The organism is Cupriavidus sp. UME77 (genome assembly GCF_014170355.1).
Classification (GTDB): domain Bacteria; phylum Pseudomonadota; class Gammaproteobacteria; order Burkholderiales; family Burkholderiaceae; genus Cupriavidus; species Cupriavidus basilensis.
Window position 1 is genome coordinate 13,051 of record NZ_LZZU01000063.1, and the last position, 16,722, is coordinate 29,772.

General features: G+C 60.0%; 13 protein-coding genes and 3 pseudogenes. 9 read left to right on the forward strand and 7 right to left on the reverse strand.

The features are described from left to right. Positions 1–173: 173 nt before the first annotated feature. From A9975_RS25480 to A9975_RS25505, 6 genes and pseudogenes are all read left to right on the forward strand, one after another. Positions 174–530, forward strand: a complete 357-nt coding sequence (locus tag A9975_RS25480; protein WP_183035195.1) for a hypothetical protein — start codon at positions 174–176, stop codon at positions 528–530. After that, positions 527–2,857 (forward strand): TonB family protein, encoded by a 2,331-nt coding sequence (locus tag A9975_RS25485; RefSeq protein WP_183035196.1) that lies wholly within the window; start codon positions 527–529, stop codon positions 2,855–2,857. Before A9975_RS25480 ends, A9975_RS25485 begins: the two co-directional genes overlap by 4 nt. A gap of 227 nt (positions 2,858–3,084) precedes the next feature. Next, positions 3,085–4,071: a hypothetical protein gene (locus tag A9975_RS25490; RefSeq protein WP_183035197.1), complete on the forward strand. Its 987-nt coding sequence runs from the start codon at positions 3,085–3,087 to the stop codon at positions 4,069–4,071. A 113-nt stretch (positions 4,072–4,184) separates the two neighbouring features. After that, positions 4,185–4,463 (forward strand): hypothetical protein, encoded by a 279-nt coding sequence (locus A9975_RS25495; RefSeq protein WP_183035198.1) that lies wholly within the window; start codon positions 4,185–4,187, stop codon positions 4,461–4,463. A 1,238-nt stretch (positions 4,464–5,701) separates the two neighbouring features. Continuing rightward, positions 5,702–5,878: pseudogene (locus tag A9975_RS25500) on the forward strand (IS5/IS1182 family transposase); the annotation flags it as partial. A gap of 22 nt (positions 5,879–5,900) precedes the next feature. Then, positions 5,901–6,623, forward strand: a complete 723-nt coding sequence (locus A9975_RS25505) for a hypothetical protein (RefSeq protein ID WP_183035199.1) — start codon at positions 5,901–5,903, stop codon at positions 6,621–6,623. A gap of 159 nt (positions 6,624–6,782) precedes the next feature. On the opposite strand, the gene A9975_RS25510 is transcribed toward A9975_RS25505, so the two are convergent. From A9975_RS25510 to A9975_RS25530, 5 genes and pseudogenes are all read right to left on the reverse strand, one after another. Beyond that, entirely contained in the window at positions 6,783–7,457 is a 675-nt protein-coding gene (locus A9975_RS25510; RefSeq protein WP_183035200.1) for an IS66 family transposase, read from the reverse strand. A 29-nt stretch (positions 7,458–7,486) separates the two neighbouring features. Next, positions 7,487–7,555, reverse strand: a complete 69-nt coding sequence (locus A9975_RS25515) for an IS66 family transposase (RefSeq protein ID WP_255503448.1) — start codon at positions 7,553–7,555, stop codon at positions 7,487–7,489. Positions 7,556–7,680: 125 nt separating this feature from the next. Then, positions 7,681–7,812: pseudogene (locus A9975_RS38615) on the reverse strand (hypothetical protein); the annotation flags it as partial. Between the two features lie 302 nt (positions 7,813–8,114). Beyond that, positions 8,115–10,040: a hypothetical protein gene (locus A9975_RS25525; RefSeq protein ID WP_183035202.1), complete on the reverse strand. Its 1,926-nt coding sequence runs from the start codon at positions 10,038–10,040 to the stop codon at positions 8,115–8,117. Between the two features lie 858 nt (positions 10,041–10,898). Further along, on the reverse strand, positions 10,899–11,423 hold the full coding sequence (locus tag A9975_RS25530) for a hypothetical protein (RefSeq protein WP_183035203.1): 525 nt from the start codon (positions 11,421–11,423) through the stop codon (positions 10,899–10,901). A gap of 134 nt (positions 11,424–11,557) precedes the next feature. Between A9975_RS25530 and A9975_RS25535 the strand changes: the two are divergent. Continuing rightward, positions 11,558–12,240: pseudogene (locus A9975_RS25535) on the forward strand (IS5 family transposase); the annotation flags it as partial. Positions 12,241–12,577: 337 nt separating this feature from the next. Here A9975_RS25535 and A9975_RS25540 read toward each other — a convergent pair. Then, a complete protein-coding gene (locus A9975_RS25540) occupies positions 12,578–13,072 on the reverse strand; it encodes a hypothetical protein (RefSeq protein WP_183035204.1) in 495 nt (164 codons plus the stop codon). Between the two features lie 268 nt (positions 13,073–13,340). Beyond that, positions 13,341–13,925 (reverse strand): tetratricopeptide repeat protein, encoded by a 585-nt coding sequence (locus A9975_RS25545; protein WP_183035205.1) that lies wholly within the window; start codon positions 13,923–13,925, stop codon positions 13,341–13,343. Positions 13,926–14,364: 439 nt separating this feature from the next. Here A9975_RS25545 and A9975_RS25550 point away from each other — a divergent pair, with 439 nt between their 5' ends. Together A9975_RS25550 and A9975_RS25555 are read left to right on the forward strand one after the other, a co-directional pair. After that, positions 14,365–14,613, forward strand: a complete 249-nt coding sequence (locus A9975_RS25550; protein ID WP_183035206.1) for a hypothetical protein — start codon at positions 14,365–14,367, stop codon at positions 14,611–14,613. A 118-nt stretch (positions 14,614–14,731) separates the two neighbouring features. Beyond that, positions 14,732–15,616: an MBL fold metallo-hydrolase gene (locus A9975_RS25555; protein WP_183035207.1), complete on the forward strand. Its 885-nt coding sequence runs from the start codon at positions 14,732–14,734 to the stop codon at positions 15,614–15,616. Positions 15,617–16,722: the final 1,106 nt, after the last annotated feature.

Here is a 16,722-nt window from a genome sequence, read left to right on the forward strand (position 1 = left end):
ACCAACGGCGGAACCGTGGTACTGGTCCAGGCACGACAGTCGGCTGCTTGAAGGAAACGATTGGCGATGGGTGTGGCGTATGGCGCGGTCGATAGCTCGCTGTTTAGGACATGTCCGATTTCATTAACGGTATGCCGCCAGTACACTGGCGGCGTACCTTATCGAAGAGCAACATGAAGCAACAGAATACACGCCGAGCCCCGATGCTGGGACTCGCCGCTATTTCGGTGACTGCCGGCAGCGCCTGGGCTGACGAGGCCGAGGACCTGTACCCGGCGATGAGAGGTGGCAAGTGCGAGCCCGCCACCACCCTGCACGGACGGGCCAAGGCTCGCGCCGCCGCGGCCGAGCCGGATATCCCGCTGCCAGCCAATGGCGAGTATGCCAACGAGACCTACTTCGAGCGGTATCTGCGCGGGGTAGCCGACATCGATGAGGGCAACTGCGCGCTGGCGGCCACGCTGGACGATCCGCGCACGCACCACATCACCGGCGACGACAAGACCTTGTTGGTTGCGCTGCGGGCATGAGCGCTCGTAGTGGACGGAAAGTCTGGCTGGACCGCCAGCGCAGCCTGACGCTGGGCCGCCTGGTCAAGAGCGGCGGCGCCGGGAGCGTATTCCTGTTGGCAGAGGCGCCGGCGCAGGTGGCCAAGCTCTATCACGACCACATGGACCTGGCCAGCTACCAGCGCAAGATCGACGCGATGCTACGGCTGTCGCCCGAGCTGCCGGACCAGGTCGAGAACGGCAAGTGCTATGTGCAGATCGCCTGGCCGCAGGCGCCGCTGCAGAACGGGCGTGGCCGCTTTATCGGTTTCGCCATGCCGGTGCTGGACATCCAGCACACGGCCGAGCTGGAGGAGGTCCTGCAGGAGCGCCAGGCGAGGGCCGCGGGCCTGCCCACCGGGCTGGGCGCCAAGATCACGCTAGCCACCAATCTGAGCGGCGTCATCGCGGCCCTGCACCAGCGGCATCACTATGTGGTGGACCTGAAGCCGGTCAACCTGCGCTTCTACCGCGATTCGCTCTATATCGCGATGCTCGATTGCGATGGCTTCAGCATCCAGGGCGAGTCGGAACGTTTTGCCGCGCAGCAGTTCACCGCAGACTATCTGGCGCCGGAATTGCAGGATGGGGGGCTGACTGCTGCCGGCGAGGAGGCGCAGGACCGCTTCGCGCTGGCGGTGGTGATCTTCCAGCTGTTGAACTTCGGTATTCATCCGTTCAGCGGCCGCCCCGCCAATGGGCGGGTTCCCACCGACCTGCCCGGGCGCATCCGCGGTCGCTACTATGCGTATGGCCTGTGCGCGCACAAGACCATCACGCCCAACCCGGTGAGCGGCCACGCGCAGATGCCGCAGGAGTTGCGGGAGATGTTTGACAGCGCCTTCGCCGGGCAGCCGGGCAGCCGGCCCGCGCCGGCCGAATGGGCGCGGGTGCTGCGCGAATACGCGCTGCGCAGCAGCCAGCGCCTGGCGATCTGCACCGCTGATCCCTCGCACCAGCACTTTGCAGGCTTGGCCTGTGCCGCCTGCGCGCGCAGTGCGATGATCGCCGGCGCCGTCAGTGCCGCAGCGGCGGCAGGTGCCGCGCCCGTGGCGCGGGCCGGCGGCAAGCGCAAGTCCGGCCGGGGTAAGCGCACGCGCCAGGCAACTGCGCGGCCACCTTTGCAGCAGCCATTCCTGCAACCGCCGGCTCAGGCCGCCGCCGTCAGTGCATCGATCTCCATCACCATGCCGGCCAGCGGCGGCAAGAGCGGGACCCCCGTGATCGCCTTTGTCGTTGCGGTCACGCTGCTCGTGCTGGCGGCGGCCTTCATGTCGTCCGGCGGAGGCGACAGCGATCGCGAAGCCGCGACGCCAGCCGTAGCTAGCGGCACGACCGGTGGGCAAGGTCAAGCGCTCGAATGGAAGGGCAGTGGCGCTTCCGCGCCGCTCCTGAGGATGGTGAGCACACGCGCTGAGATCCGGGCTACCGTCGCTGGTATCGCCGCCGGGCAGTTCGACACTTACCGCTACAACCTGCTGCGATTAAAGCGGATGGGGCTCCCCCAGGGCTACAACAGCTACTACAGCATGCAGGAGTTCGACCGCATCCAGCGCGCTCACGGTGATACGCTGCGCCGAGCTCGCAAGGTGGCGACCAGGCCGGAGGGCGGCGCGCGCGCCGCCGAGGCGGAACTCGAAGCCTACTATGACCGGCATCGCGAGTTGCTGGCGCGCGACTCCGGCGCCTTTTACTCCGCCAACGAACTGGGGGAATATCACCTGCGGCTCAAGGAGCCGGTAGCCGCGCGCCTGCTGTTCGAGCAGGCGATCTGGGCCCGCGCTGACGAGCCCAATGCGTGGTACGGGCTGGGCGCGGTCGCCCTGCACGAGCAGCGCGACGAGGACGCGGTTGCCAGTTTCGCCATTGCCGAGCGGCTGCAGGCGGAGGCGCCTGGCAAGTCCGGCGAGCTGAGCGCCTTCCTTGCCACCCTTCGCCTTCGCATGGTCTCGGACACAGAGCGCTGGGAGACGTTCAGGCAGGCCGGCAAGGCGTTGGCGGCCCTGCTGGCCAACCTGCCGCCCCCGGCCGATCGGCAAGCCAGCGTGGACCCGGCCTCGCAGCAGCACCATCCGGCTATCTATCCGGCCACGATGGGCTCGGGGGCGGACGGCAAGGTCGATCTGCAGGTCACGGTGGATGCCAGCGGCGATCCAAGCCGGATCGCGGTGGTCCGGCTGGCCGGACCCGAGGCGTTGGGCCGGGCCGCCATCGAGGCCGCCCGGAAATGGCGCTACCAGCCGGCTGTGAGGAAGGGCGAGCTTATCGACGGCACTGTCATGATCCCTGTGACCTTCGAGGCTGGATGACGTGCCCCAACAGCGCATACGGATATCTCGTTGCCGGCCAGTGGCGAACACGCCAATCAATGCATACCTACTGCGGGCGGCAGGGCACGCAGCCACTGGCAATCACCGCCGTGCTCCGGAACCCGCCGACGTGCGGTCCGTGCTGATGCACGTCAACGAAACTCTGGCCGTGCTCAATTGACTTGCGGGTAGACGCTCGCATCCATTTTCCCTGAAAGTAGAACGCCATGACATTGTCTGTATCTGAAAAACTGCCTTGGTACGCCGCGCTGGCGACCGTTCCGATTGCAACGGCTGCCTCCATGTTGGGCCTCCTGATGCCCAAGGCCGCCGACAGCACTAATACAGATCAATTGGCCAACGTCATACCACAGCTCCTTGCCTATCTCTTGACGTTAGGCGCAACGGCCTTCTTTCTGGCCCAGCAACACCTGGAAAAGGGAAGGCTCGCCGGATACGCGAAGAACAGCAGCTTCATCACGCTGTTTGCCTTCGCCTATGCCTTGGTCGCATTGTTCGGCGGCTACTTGTTTCTCGATCTGGCCAGGGGCTTGCAGGAGGCGGTCGTTTATCACTGGTCAGGCGGCGACCTTGCGAGAGCCTGGGAGCGGAATCAGGTAGCGATGACGGTGATCCGTATCGTGGCACCAGTCGTTGCGGCTTTGTTCGTTTTTGCAGCCTGGAAGTTCTCGGTGCTTTTCTTCAATGGTCCAAGGGTCAGGGCGGTGTCTGTGAGCGCTCGGCGGACTCGCGCGGCAGGCATGTTTGCGTGCGTGGTTACCGCGGCGTCGTTGCTGATGGAGGGAATCAGCCCAACCCTCACGCCAACCCGCTTTATCTGGGCCCACGAGGTGCCGTTGCGACCGCTCTATGCGACTGTCTCGATCTTGCTGTGGACGACGCTGCCGGTTTTCCTCATTGCCCGCTACGTAGCACGGCGAGACTTAGCCGCTACCCGGCCAGGGCGGATCGTGCTGTTCGGGCTGGGGACGATGCTGGTGATCCAGTTCCTGCGCTTTGCCGTCATGTTCGGCGGCTGGGCGGCTCTGGTCACAGCAATCGATGAGGCGGGCTATCTCCCAGCCTTCGCCACATTCCCGGAGGAGCATCCGTTGTGGACGCTGGCAATCGTCTATGCGCTTCATATCCCCTTGACCGTAAGTGTGACCTGGATGATGGCGTGGCCTGCATTTGGCGGTCGAATCCGTCGCTGAGGGGGTAATGCTAGCTTCACAAGGTCGGCCGCAAGGCGACCAGGCCGCGTCGGAAAGCTGGGGCTTGCGTGGTTACTAACGCTTTGACATCCCAACGAGAGGAGCACGGCTGGATGGTGGTGAAAAATGGCAAGCGCAGTAGGAGCAATGCGTTGAAATACGGTAGCTCATATGGCGCCACCGTCCGCGGAACGCTCGGAGAGTACGATCGCAGGGGCATTCGCCCCAGCGGTCCGGCACACCAATTGGAGTGCAAAATCGGCGAGACTGGAAATGGCAACGCCGCGGCGCTCGCATCTGCTTCCAACGGCACCGAGGAAGTCTATTCGTGGGGTTTCAAGATCTGGCTGCTGATCCCGATTTTCGTCGTGCTCGCAGCGACATTGGTTTGAATCGTGAACGGTCCGAAGTTCTCGCAGACTCGAGAGTATCGGCTCGAAATGGGTATAGGGGCGGTTCTCCCTTTCGTGCAGCTCTGGATCGGGCGACTATCGTGGCAACGCAAGCCCGTGTTCACCTGGTCATGCCCGGGGTGGCTGTTTATCATCGTCTTACCTGTCTGTATGTCGTTCGCACCTATGGCCACCATAGTGTTGAACGCGGCGTGGGAGCCCATGCCAGCAGTCGGACGCAATACGCCGGCCAAACTCCATGTACACAGCATCCCGAGAAGCAAATATGACCGGCATAATCAGGGCGTGGCTCGGGTTCTTGTTTATCGCAGCAAGGATGACCCGACTCAGGTAATCCACATTGGGATGGCCGATTACGGCAAGAGCCGCCGCTGGCGGATACCCGTCGGATTTCGACGCCACGACGGTCTGTTTTTTGGAACATCGGGGCCTGTTTGGCTGGATATGGATAACCGACTTGCACGCGTGCGACGTCGACGGCAAGGCGATCCGCAAGCATGGAACGGCGACTTTCAGGAAATGGCCGAGCCGGGACTGAGCCGGATACAACCAGGTCAACGCATTGTTCGGTCCTGTTCGCGCTTTCATAGGTAAGGCAGAGCCCGAAATGCGCGAGCGATCAAGCCTCATCAACGAGAGGAAGGTTGAGATCTTGTGAGGTCGCAGCAAGACTGCGATACAGTAATTTCTTGCTTTGCGAATTTGCTCCGCAAAGCAACCATCGTGCACGCTCACTAGCGATTTTCTGATCAGGGGCTCCCAAAAGGGATTTGATAGCCAGAGGAGGTAGAGTCGAATCTGGTGATGCGCTGGAACACGTTCCTTGAAGAGAACTTCCTTCAGGAGCAGCTCGAGGTGTTCGGCGCTGTGCAATGGCACACGGTGCCAAGGTGGGGAGAGCCGCTTAGGACGTGTCCGATATCATTTGCAGCGTGCCGCTATTAGACTGGCGGTATGCGTTGCGCTGCCGCCTTCCTTCCCGTCGACCTTCATGCCTTGCAGGCGACGGTGTCTCCGTCGCCCGGCTCTCGACTGGTATCACCCTCGCGGCAACCAATACAGACGCCGGCGTTCAGCAAGGTGCACCACTGAACGGCCATGGAACCAATACGCGGAACCATGGCAGTCATTGCGCTAGGCGCTACTGCTGGCTGCATAGCAGGCTGCCTGAGCTGGATCCCTCCCATTTTTGCAGAACGATTCGGCATGAAGCCTCCCTGCTCGTCGAGCATGAACTGACGCGAAAGCTGTTCGACGAGATCGGCATCATGCTGTGCGAGCGGGGACTGATGATGAAGGAAGGCACGATAGTGGATGCCACCATCATCGAGGCGCCACCGTCGACAAAGAACAAGGAGAAGAGCCGCGACCCGGTGATGCAGAGTGGTCGGGAAACAATAAAAGGTAAAGGACGATATGCTTAAACTCGCAGCTTTTCTGATCGCCATTGCTACAGGTGTTGTAGCCCCTAATGCCTCGGCCAATAGCACTCAATCCGATGCAGAGAAGTATTATCAGCAAGCCCTTATCGGTATGGATCGGATTGAACATCTCCTCGCCGGTCGTGAAAAAGCTCGCGCAAACGCCTTAGTTGTAGCCAGCGAACTCGTCAGAAGCAATCTAGTTAAGGCAACTGAACTCGGTCATCCTGCGGCGGCGTTCTATCATGCGAAGCTCATGCTGAATGCCCCTGGGAGTGGCTCAACAGGTGCAGACAACAACCACCGCGAAGCCTGTGGTCTGCTGGACTCTTGGGCGAAAAAAGGTTTCGTAGCTGCCGCTGTACTTAATTTTCAAAAGTGCGACAAAGCATATCTCCGCTTTCAATTCAACAATCCAGAGCATTTAGCGGCGCTCGCGGCGCTTTCCCAATCTCTCGGCCAGGCTGACCCAGCGTCGAAGTACTATCCATTCCCTCTTGCCAGCCAGTGCTTTGCAATCGATCCTGTTCAGGTGGTCATGCTGACACATGAGCAATTTCGTGCAGAAGCTGAATATGTTTTGGGAACAGCACAAGACCCCACCGACCCCGAGGCAATGCATCGTAGTTTGGACTTTCTGGATACCGCCGCTAGCCATGGTTGTGTTGCATCCTTTGACATACGTCCGATGCTACGCAAGCATCTAAATCAAGAATAAGCACTTGCCCTATAAGTGCTGAAGCTATCACTATTAATAGCCTATTCAGGGTAAACGGGGCGTCCACAGATGCGGCAATTCTGCAATCTCACTCGCCCGTTGCGTCGTAAGCGTGCTGCGAACACACGCATCCAGTGCTTCCCTTTGATCCGGGAGCGGCTATCTGGCAGTCGGTGCTGGCTGCCAGAGATGCGGTAGCAGTTGGTCGATATCTCGTGCCTTGTGCGTGGGCAAACGCGTGAGGACGTCCTTGAGATCCGCGTAGGAGTCATGCCCGTTCAGCCTGGCAGATTGGATCAGACTCTTGATCGCGACCGGGCGCCGGCCCGCGACCAGATTGCCTGCGAACTGCCAGTTGGCTCTGCCCAATGCCCAAGGGCGGATTTGGTGCTCGTCATAGTTGTTATCGATCGGCAAAGCCGGATCGTCCAGGTAGCGTATCAACGCTGTCCAGCGCTTCAGGCTGCAGTCGATGGCTTTCGCGATGGCCCCGCCATCGGTTAACTTGACGCGTTGCGCAATGAGCCAGGCGTGCAGCGTCTGCATAATGGGTAAGGCGCGCCGCCATCGCTCCTCGAGTCGGTGCTCGGGCGCCAGGTTTTTCACCTCACGCTCGATGCCATAGAGCTGGCCGATGAGCTCAACGGCCGTGTCGGCGATCGTGCTCTTGTCGGCCGTGACCAACTCCATAAAATACCTACGTGCATGCGCCATGCAACCAACTTCGATCACACCCTGCGCCCACAGGGCTTGGTAGCCTGCGTAGTCATCGCAAACCAGACTGCCCTTCCAATCGCCGAGGATGCTTCTCGTGTGCTCTCCGGCACGGCTCACGGTGAAGTCTAAATTGCCGCTCGCAAGGGTTAGAAAGCACCAGGGGCGTAGGCCCAGAGATAGGCGCGATGCGTTTTTCCGGCGCCCGGCGCCAGCATCGCCACCGGCGTCTCATCGGCCAGCACGACGGAACAGCGCAGCCGCGGTCGGGCTCATGGCGGTGATCCACGCGAGGCAGGCGGGCTGGCAGCGGTGCGCGCTTGGGGCGGCGCTTTGGCTGTTCGCCTGCGGCAGAAGGCGCCTTTAGATCTTCGAGCTGTGCTTCCGGCGCCGCGATGTCGATGTCAACCGCCCCCTCGAATAGCGCCTTCTGCTTGGCGTTGAGTTGCTCGCTCCGGACCCCGAACTTCGGCACTGTGGCGTCGGCGAGGCAAGTTTCTGAAGTCCATAGACGTCCATCTAATTTAGATGCACGCCATCTTCACGAGTCCAGCCGGAAAATTCAACGTGTGATGACTGGCAGCTTTCAGTTGATCCCCGCGCGAAGCGCAAACATACGCGGGGACCGAAAGCGGTGAGGAAGAAAGGCTATGTGGCCGGATGCGTAGCACGGCGACACGTTTTTACCGCCCGTGTCATCACGGCTGGACGTGTCGTCCAATCACCTTGAAAGCGGTGGGATTTAGACCGCCACTAACAGGTTCCGAGTGAGGCCTTCTACTCACATGTAGACACCGTGCATCGCACTTGATCGGGTATGGCTGTGTCCGACGCCGGGTCGTGCAGAGGCTCGGGAACATTCCACACCATGACTTTAGGGTTGTCGGTGCCGAGCGCCATAAGGTAGGCCCAGAGCGCGTCACCCTTCCAGGAAAATGCGATCGTGACAACGCGAAACCCCTCGGGCACGCGAATGTTGGCTAGGGGGGTTCCACTGCGCATGTCGAGCACGGCGATGGGTGCGTTGCTCGCGTCGCTGCTCGTGGCCAACAGGCGGCCGTGTGCCGTGCGAGCAAGGCCGCTGGGGTAGTGCACCGTGGGCGTGTTCAGATCCCATCGCGGCAGGCCGCTTTTGAGATCGACGATACGATAGTAGCGCTCGCCGGAAATCGTCACCGGGGCCATTCCCCAATTTGCCTCCAGGCTGCCGAAGATCAAATTCTCGGTGCTGGTCTTGACGGTCTTGGTGACATGTCCCGTATCAGGAGATATGCCGTAACCGTCGCGGTCGGCAAGCCAGAACAGCCCGTCATTGAAATGGACGCGACGGCTAGAGACCCGGGGCGCGACACGTTTCTGGGTGTCGACGGCCTCGCGGCGCAGACTGCTGTTCCACAAATGATGGGTGAGCACGCCATTTTTTTCCGAAAGGCTATAGAGCGTGTCGCTCGCCCGGATCGCCGCGCCACGCCCCGGCTGGACTACCCAATCTTCGATAGGCCGATCCTCAAGACCGGACAGCGGGTGTGCGACGGCCTTGGTTTTGTCCAGACGCCACGACAACAGCACCGGGGCGAAGATCGTGTCGCCATGGCTCATGCCCCATAGCGTGCCGTTCGGATCCAATTTCAGGCCCGCGGCGCCGGGAAAGTAGGGGGCCGTACTCTGACGTTCCAACCTGCTCGCCTTAAGCACCAGACGATGCGTCTGCGGCCAGCCCGAGATCACGGCGCTGCCGTCGGGCAGTGCCAGCAAGCGCCATCTGTCGTTGTCGTAGCGGCGAAAGTTGGCTTCGTCATCGGGCAGGTCAAAAGAGGGGGCCTCTTGGACAGGCGCGATACTGCTCGCCACCTTGGGTACCTGGTCGAGCGGCTCGTTGCGATCCGGTGTCCGCATGATATTCGCGGCCTCGGCCAGTGGCATGGCATGCAGGTCGGCCGCCAGTTTGCTCATGGCGCGTTCGAACGCCGGACTTACTTTGTCGTTGACTTGTGACTCACGCTCGATATGAGGGTCGGGAAAGCAGGTCACGCCGACCAGGCAGCTCACGAGACGTAGTCTTTTGGTGGTGACGGTTTCCATGCCGCCGAACCAGACCAGGGTCATGGGGCCGCGATTGAGGGGCGACGAAACATCCATGATGACGCCGAAGTCGTCGACAACCTTGGAGCGTCCTGTTTTGCGGGTGAACGTCCAACGGTTGATGCGTTGCACGAAAAAAGGAACGTCTTTCAGATCGTCGTAATTGTATTCCCGCTGTTGTTGGATGGCTTGCTGAAACTGCGTCTTCTCGTCCGGTGTAATGGTTCCTGCCGCCAAGGCCTTGTCCAGCACCGATGATGCTTTTTGGGACACTTCTTGGTTGAGCTCTTCCTGCAGGGCGGGTTGGTTGGCCAGGCTGATGGTGACCCAATAGGACTCCATTTTTGACAACGCTGCGGATCGGTCCTTCCACCGAAAGCCTTTGAGACCCGCGCCATCGACGCCCTTTTCAAGCATTGCTTTGACGTTGTCAAAGGGAAGCGGCACCAAAAAATAGATGCCAGGCTTGTAGTTATGACCGTCATGCCTCATGCTCAGCTGAGCCAGGATCGGCGTGGTGGGTGGCGTGAGCGCGAGGGCGGACCGGCTTGCCAGTAGTGCGAAAAGCAGTATCCAGACTCGCGGCCCGCGTATTACCTTCTTTGATCTATAGCTATCCATGTGCGTGGTTACCTGCTCTTGTTGGATACGGTTGTCATGATGCGGTTCTATGGGGTTATTCAGAATTCGGAATTTAAAGCACGTTAGCGCGGCACGATCGGCCTCTGGCCTGGGCTTCAGGTTGGCGCAGTGGGTGCTCAGGAAAGCGTGCCATTCAGATAGCTAGCCATTATCACTATGGCAATGACAAAATATCCACTGCATCGTTCACCCTGAGTCCCGCAATGCCTCCTCGCGCTGCCTCACCTAGGCGTTCACGGATCGCCGTCTTGCTGGTGGCGTGGGCTACCCGTGGACTGCAGTGCGGCCAGCTCGCGCATCCCTCCAGCGCGAACGCGTTGTTGATGCATCCTGCCGGACCGCCGCGCCACTTCGACTTGCGTGGCATCTGGATGCGCCGTGCCACAAGCAAGTCGTCGAAGCCAAATGCAGCCGCTGACCCAGGCCGATGATGGTGTGGAGCACCATAGTGTTGACGCTGTCCCTGCTGATGCCCATGACAAACGGGCGATCGATCTTGAGGAAATCGGCGCGGGGCTGAGTGATTCAATATCCACTATTAGTTGCTCTTCGTCGAAGTGCCACCAAATAGATGGCGTCGGTGTCAGCATATTGCTGATGCAAACGGGTGCCACTCTTTCAAACAGGGCGAACTCAACTTGCTCAATGGAGTAATATTTTGCAACCTCCGCGATTTTATTGTAGTCGACCTAGCTATCTACAAACAAATTAGAAAGCGCCGACCGGAGTTTCCGTTGATCTAACTGATTTTCCATTTGGTAAACTCCTCTATCTCATCATCCATGGAGTCAGCCGGTTTCGAGGAAGCCCAGTCAGATGTTACCCCAGAAACCAACATCAATTCGATTGAAAATTTCCGTTGAGCTTGGCATCGCAAGATGGAATGACTTCACTTCCATCAGGCAGTCGCGTGTACTGACGGTATTCCTGAGCTCCATCTGCGGACTTGCTGACACAAAAAACAGCCGAATAACTATCTCTTGGATGGTAAGCATCACTAATTCGAAACACATAAGTCCTATTTGCTTCGAGCTTCAACGGAAAATTATTTATTTTATGGCTATCTAATTCATAGCCATCTGGCGCAACGCCAAATACGATGCAATCGCCAGGCTTTAGCGCTAATGGTCTGGCGCCCGCTTCGAGTGCTGCCCCCCAAGAGCTGGGATTTATTGCATAGCTCTCATAGACTGATATCCAGCCGACTGAAAATGCCTTCCCTGAATCCTTCGGCAGGCAAATAGCAGGCTTACTGTCAATCGAATCAATGTCGGCAGTCGCCTTACGTCCACATGATGTGGCGTTAGCGAAGACCCCAATTACCAAAAATAGTCCAACCAATACAAGTGCTGAATATTTCATGCTTTCTTCGCTCAAATAGGAAGGTTGTTGCATAAATCCGGTGGCGCGAGCTGACGTTTGCGCGCAACAGTCGGGTCGGCGGGTCTGCCAACTTTCCGGGGAATTGCGTAGGTTCTCGATTTTTCCCCGGGAAGATGCGCAAGGACGAGCACAAGCGAAACGAGCGGGAGGGGGGGGCTATCGTGTCAGGAACTGGGCGAGCTACCACGCTGGCTTGATTGCGAGAGGTGACGTGACGATGTGGGTCGACGAAAGCGTACTGGGCACGGTTCCCGATGGCACGTTGCCCAGGCTGGGGCGGCCGCACATCCACTCGGACGCGACGATTCAGATGCTGCTTGGGCTCAAGCAAGTCTTCCATCTGCCTCTGCGGGCTCTGCAGGGCTTCGCGTGCTGCCTGCGCAAGCTCGCATTCCCCAAACTGCCGGTACCGAATTTCGACCGAAGGAAGTCCCTGTGGGACACGACGTTGAGCCGCCGCGCGCGGGAGCTCGCGGTGACGTTGCCAGCCATGTACACCGGTGAGTCGATGCACCTGCTGGTGGACAGCACTGGCGTGAAACTGCATGGCGAAGGCGAATGGAAGGTGTGCAAACACGGCTATTCGAAGCGGCGCATCTGGCGCAAGGTGCATCTGGCAATGGATGCGAATACCGGCCAGGTATGCGCGGCACCGATGACGCCTCAAGACGTCGCCGATGCCGACGCGTTGCCCGATCTGCTCGATCAGATCCCTGAAGACGTGCCGATTGGCACCGTCGGCGGTGACGGCGCGTATGACACGAGGCAGTGTCATGATCAAATCGAAGCGCGCAACTTGCGTAGCGTCGCTTCGAACCACATGCTTCATGTCGTCGAGCAACGGCACGGCCAGCACCTGCCGTACCCGCCGGCATTCGTTTGAAGGCTTACCTCGGATCTGTTCCTCAATACGGTAGAGTGCGCGACAGTTCGCGCACCAGCGCCCGCAGCATCGCTGGTGAGACCTCGCCCTTGATACACAAGCGAGCCCTTGCGAACTCGACACCGACTTAAAACGTCGCCTCCGATGCCAGTGATCCAGGCTCGCATGAGCTCTCGTCAATCACTGTCACTGGCAGGAGGGTCGGATAGAGGTAGAGGCGGTGCCAGGACAAGCATCGCCCCTACCGGGATTAGCGCTTTGACGCTCCCGTCTTCCCGCCAAGCAACGGGTTGGGATACTCGCAGCCCAACTCTACCCGCCCCTCATACTCGCGCGCCACGATCCACGCACCGCGTGTGCTTTCGCGGGCCAGGCCCCGGCCGGCCACGCCGCGCAGACCGAGCTGGCGGGCCACGGCGTCGAGATCGGTGGTGCTGGTGATGCCATAGGCAGTGTAGTTGCCGAGTTGGTAGGAGCCGAACCGCACGTTAGTGGCGGTCAGGCCGGCGACGTTGACGGGCTTCGGAGTGCGATACACGTCTGAGGCAAAGCCGCTCAATTCTTCATTCTTGCTCCAGCTTGGCAGTCCGCCGTCTTCCAGCGCGTCGACATAGGCGGCCACACCGCTGGCTTCGCCCTTGCATTCGAGAAGGGAGGACAGCGACGGCATCTTCGCCGCATGAACGTGCGCGGGTCCGGCGATGACAAGCATGACAGCACTCAGGCGCAGCAGTTGTTTTTTCATTCCTATTTTTTCCGAAGTTGGGATTGGGTCAATATTGGCCATCAAGGGGGCACACAGCGCGACGAAATCCGATGCCGCTCTTCTTGGCCGTTCCATAGTGCCGTCTTTTCCCGACACAGCGCCACTACGTTCTCGAACCGAGTCATAACATTCCTGCCCTTGGCCACTTCGAATAGCTCTCATTGAAGCAATAACGTGCTCGCTCGGATTGCTCCGTGCGGGAGGAGGGAGCCGACTCTTGATAACTGGTGGTTCAGCAACACCTGGCTCACTGCATTGTTGTCGTGAGATCCTGTCCCACCTTCCACTCGCGCGCCAGCCGCTCGGCCTCAGCCCGCTGTTTGGCAGTCAGGTCCTTCTCGATTTCAGTGCGCAGTTTCACGCCCTCCGCATCCGGCTTGACCCCGCGGGTCGACAGCAGCACCCAGGCATAGGCCAGTACCCTGTTGCGCGGCACGCCCAAGCCATGTTCGTGGGCTATCGCCAGGTCGAGCTGGCCAAACTCATTGCCCTGCACGGCGGCCTTCCGAAACCATTTCACGCCTTCACGCTTGTTGCTCAGGAGCATGCCTTCGCCGTTGAACAGCGCGGAGCCCAGGTACACCTGCGCATCTGCGTCGCCCTGCTCTGCCGCCAGGCGGAACCAGCGCACGGCCTCGGCCGGGTCCTTGGGCACGCCCTCGCCATGCAAATACATCATGCCAATCTGATTGCGCGCATCCGCGTCGCCCTGCGCGCCGGCCTTAGCCCGCGCTTGCAAGGTGGTGGCGGCCGGCTTGCACTTGCCAGCCTCCATCGCCGCATACAGGTCCTCGGCCTCGCCAGCCCAGGCGCTGCCTGCGGCCATGGACATGGCTGCGATTCCCAGCGTCAGGGCTCGGCGTGCTTCATTTCACGTCATGTCACTCCTCGGTAAGGTACGCCGCAAGTTTACTGGGGACATGCCGTCAATGGAATCGGACACGTCCTAATCATTGAACGTCGTCTGCGCCTTAGCTGTTATCGGTGCGGCACGCCTCCTACATCCTGCGAAATCCTGACTAATTGAGTGGGTTCTGCAGAGCCTACCGTGCCCAATCACCGACATTCGCGTAAAGTATTGGGGGTCGCAGTTCTATTGAGGTTTCCCGTTTTGACGAGTCTTGAGCTCGCAGTGCACTCATCTGTATCGGGTGCCTTCTCCGGGGCCGTTTCCGTACTGAAGTTGTCTGACTCACGGCAGAGGCGGGAAGTGGCTTCTGTAGGTCAACGAAGGTAATGTGCGGGCACCGCGATCCACCGTGCCGGTCTAGATGCTAAGCAGCGACGAAGCCGAACGCTTGCAGTACAACGTCGATGAACTGAAGCAGGGGCTATTGAATTTCCGGCCGTGGGAATATTCCATTCAGTCCTTCCGTGAAGAAAATGGTGTTCGGAACGCCGCTGCGAGAAACGGCGCACAGGTTGTGACCATGCTAACCGAGGCACTGACAGGCATTTTGGAAGGCTTCGCGGTGGCGTCGGCGCGCAGACCTACGACCAGACGGGCCAGGGGAACATGATGGGGAGTACCAGTGCCACCGCGCAGGCGGGAAAAGGTAAGCGGAACACGCGTGCGCCGAGAGGCCTCAGCGTTCGCTCGGTGGTTTGCTGGCGACTAGAGAGGACCAAAGCTAAAGCATGACCTTCAATCTTGAATGTGCCGTCTCGCGCTTTGAGCATGATGGATTCAGGGTGCATCAGTATGGATCCGGGGCAGATACCTTCCATACCAACGCCTTCATCGTCGAAACCGCGAAGCAAATGGTCATCATCGACACGATGATGACCGTATCCGAAGCGCGCGGACTCAAAGCCTATGCCGGGTCCATCGGCAAGCCGCTGGCAGCGATCCTGATCACGCACGGCCATCCGGATCACTACAACGGCGTTGGCCAGCTCCGCGATACCGCCGGCACGGTCCCCGTGATCACAACGCGAGCGGTCAATGCAGCCATCCACGGGAGCGTCGATAGCAAAGCGCTGAAGTGGAAGCCGATCTTCGGCGCCGAGTGGCCGGATGACAAGTTCTCCGCAGACCGGTTTATGGCGACAGGCGAAGCGATGTGGGTCGACGGGCTTCGCTTTGAACTGGTGGAACTTGGCAAGGGCGAATCGGCCTGCGATACCTGCTGGCTGGTCGGAGACGGCCGGCGGGCAGTCTTCGTTGGCGACGTCGTGTTCAATGGCGTGCACTCGTTCATGAACGATGGCCTCTCGACGCAGCGGCTGCGCAGCCTGGCGCAATTGGAATCCATCCTGATGCCGGAAGACAGCATCTACACAGGCCACGGGCAGCCCGGAGGGCCGGTCATGGCCATACCTGCGCAGCGGCGCTACCTTGAGCACTACCGCCAGGCAATTCGCCTACTGGCGTGTGGACGGCCCTGGCTCAATGAAGCTGCCAAAGGCGCCTTGGTGCGCGAAATGAATGCGTATCTGGGCACGGACAAGTTGGCGGTGTTCGTGCAGGCAGGTGCCGACGCCGTGGCTCGGGAGTTGGCAGAGCAGCAGCCTGGGGATTGACCTCCCCGTTTTCCCTTATGACGACAGGGTTGGCCGCCAATCCCATCGCCTGCTCAGCGCAACGGCTGCACAGGAATTTCGCTGTACGTCAGCATCTCCGCGGCAAATCGTCCATCTGCCAGAGATGGACGGGCTCGGAATTCTGAAAGTGCCGCCATGCCGTCGATTGGCGCCGCGGCGAGCCGGAACCGTCGATGACTACAGGACATTGTTTCCTTGGCGCTTATGGCGCCGCCAGAAGCTGCATAAGGGGAGACACTCGCTCAGAGAACGTGCAGGTCGTGTAGGGTAGCAAAGTAATGATCTCCGGCCCGCCGGAACTCGAATTGGGCCGTAAGGTCGCTCCATGCCCCTTCGAGCGGCATGTCAAAGTCCACCCAATAGCCGGTGCCATCATCAAACGCACCTAATGAGGCGCGAGGCAGTTCGCTTAGGGCATGGGGGTCCGTAACAGCAGGCTCAATGCCCATGCCATAGTCGAGTAGTATTCGGCGAACATCTGCAGGCGTCCAGCGCACTCCATAGAAGTTTGGCACCTCCACCAAAGCCATGGCGCCGTCCCAATCTCCGCGGGCCAGGAGCCGAACCCAGGACTCGACGTAATGGATGAGAGCGGATTCAACGTTGGGTGAATGTGGGACTGACATCGCGAACTCGGGAGAAGATTGGCTTACCAGAACGCATTTTGCACTATTGCCAGCGGCGGAACGCGACGCGACACGGCGCTCCGAGTGGGCGCATTCAACCGCATGGCCGCGCCCGCGCACGGTCCGGCCGTATCGTGTGAATCGACAATCGCAGGGAGGACTATCACCGAGTCCAAGACTGATCCACCACTCCCATTCGTCTTCCGGGTGGACGTGTGGCGGTGATTGCAGCTATCGTTTCTCCTTTTGAGTCGAGGTTGACGGATGTTCATTTCTGGAGCCGTCGCTAAATTGGGGCCGCCTGACGACGACTGTGCGGTGCTACGTCGCGGCCAAGGGGACACTGTCGCTAGTCGCTGGAGTTTTTGTGCTAAATGGTCCGAGAGATTTGGGGGCGGTGTCCCGGTCAGCGCTGCTTCCACTGTTGCTGTTCATGATTGGCTTCCTAGCCTGGATCAC

Coding starts and splice junctions, on each gene's coding strand:
- A9975_RS25480 (WP_183035195.1), top strand. CDS start 174: ATGAAGCAACAGAATACACGCCGAGCCCCGATGCTGGGACTCGCCGCT.
- A9975_RS25485 (WP_183035196.1), top strand. CDS start 527: ATGAGCGCTCGTAGTGGACGGAAAGTCTGGCTGGACCGCCAGCGCAGC.
- A9975_RS25490 (WP_183035197.1), top strand. CDS start 3,085: ATGACATTGTCTGTATCTGAAAAACTGCCTTGGTACGCCGCGCTGGCG.
- A9975_RS25495 (WP_183035198.1), top strand. CDS start 4,185: ATGGTGGTGAAAAATGGCAAGCGCAGTAGGAGCAATGCGTTGAAATAC.
- A9975_RS25505 (WP_183035199.1), top strand. CDS start 5,901: ATGCTTAAACTCGCAGCTTTTCTGATCGCCATTGCTACAGGTGTTGTA.
- A9975_RS25525 (WP_183035202.1), bottom strand. CDS start 10,040: ATGGATAGCTATAGATCAAAGAAGGTAATACGCGGGCCGCGAGTCTGG.
- A9975_RS25530 (WP_183035203.1), bottom strand. CDS start 11,423: ATGAAATATTCAGCACTTGTATTGGTTGGACTATTTTTGGTAATTGGG.
- A9975_RS25540 (WP_183035204.1), bottom strand. CDS start 13,072: ATGAAAAAACAACTGCTGCGCCTGAGTGCTGTCATGCTTGTCATCGCC.
- A9975_RS25545 (WP_183035205.1), bottom strand. CDS start 13,925: ATGTCCATGGCCGCAGGCAGCGCCTGGGCTGGCGAGGCCGAGGACCTG.
- A9975_RS25550 (WP_183035206.1), top strand. CDS start 14,365: ATGCTAAGCAGCGACGAAGCCGAACGCTTGCAGTACAACGTCGATGAA.
- A9975_RS25555 (WP_183035207.1), top strand. CDS start 14,732: ATGACCTTCAATCTTGAATGTGCCGTCTCGCGCTTTGAGCATGATGGA.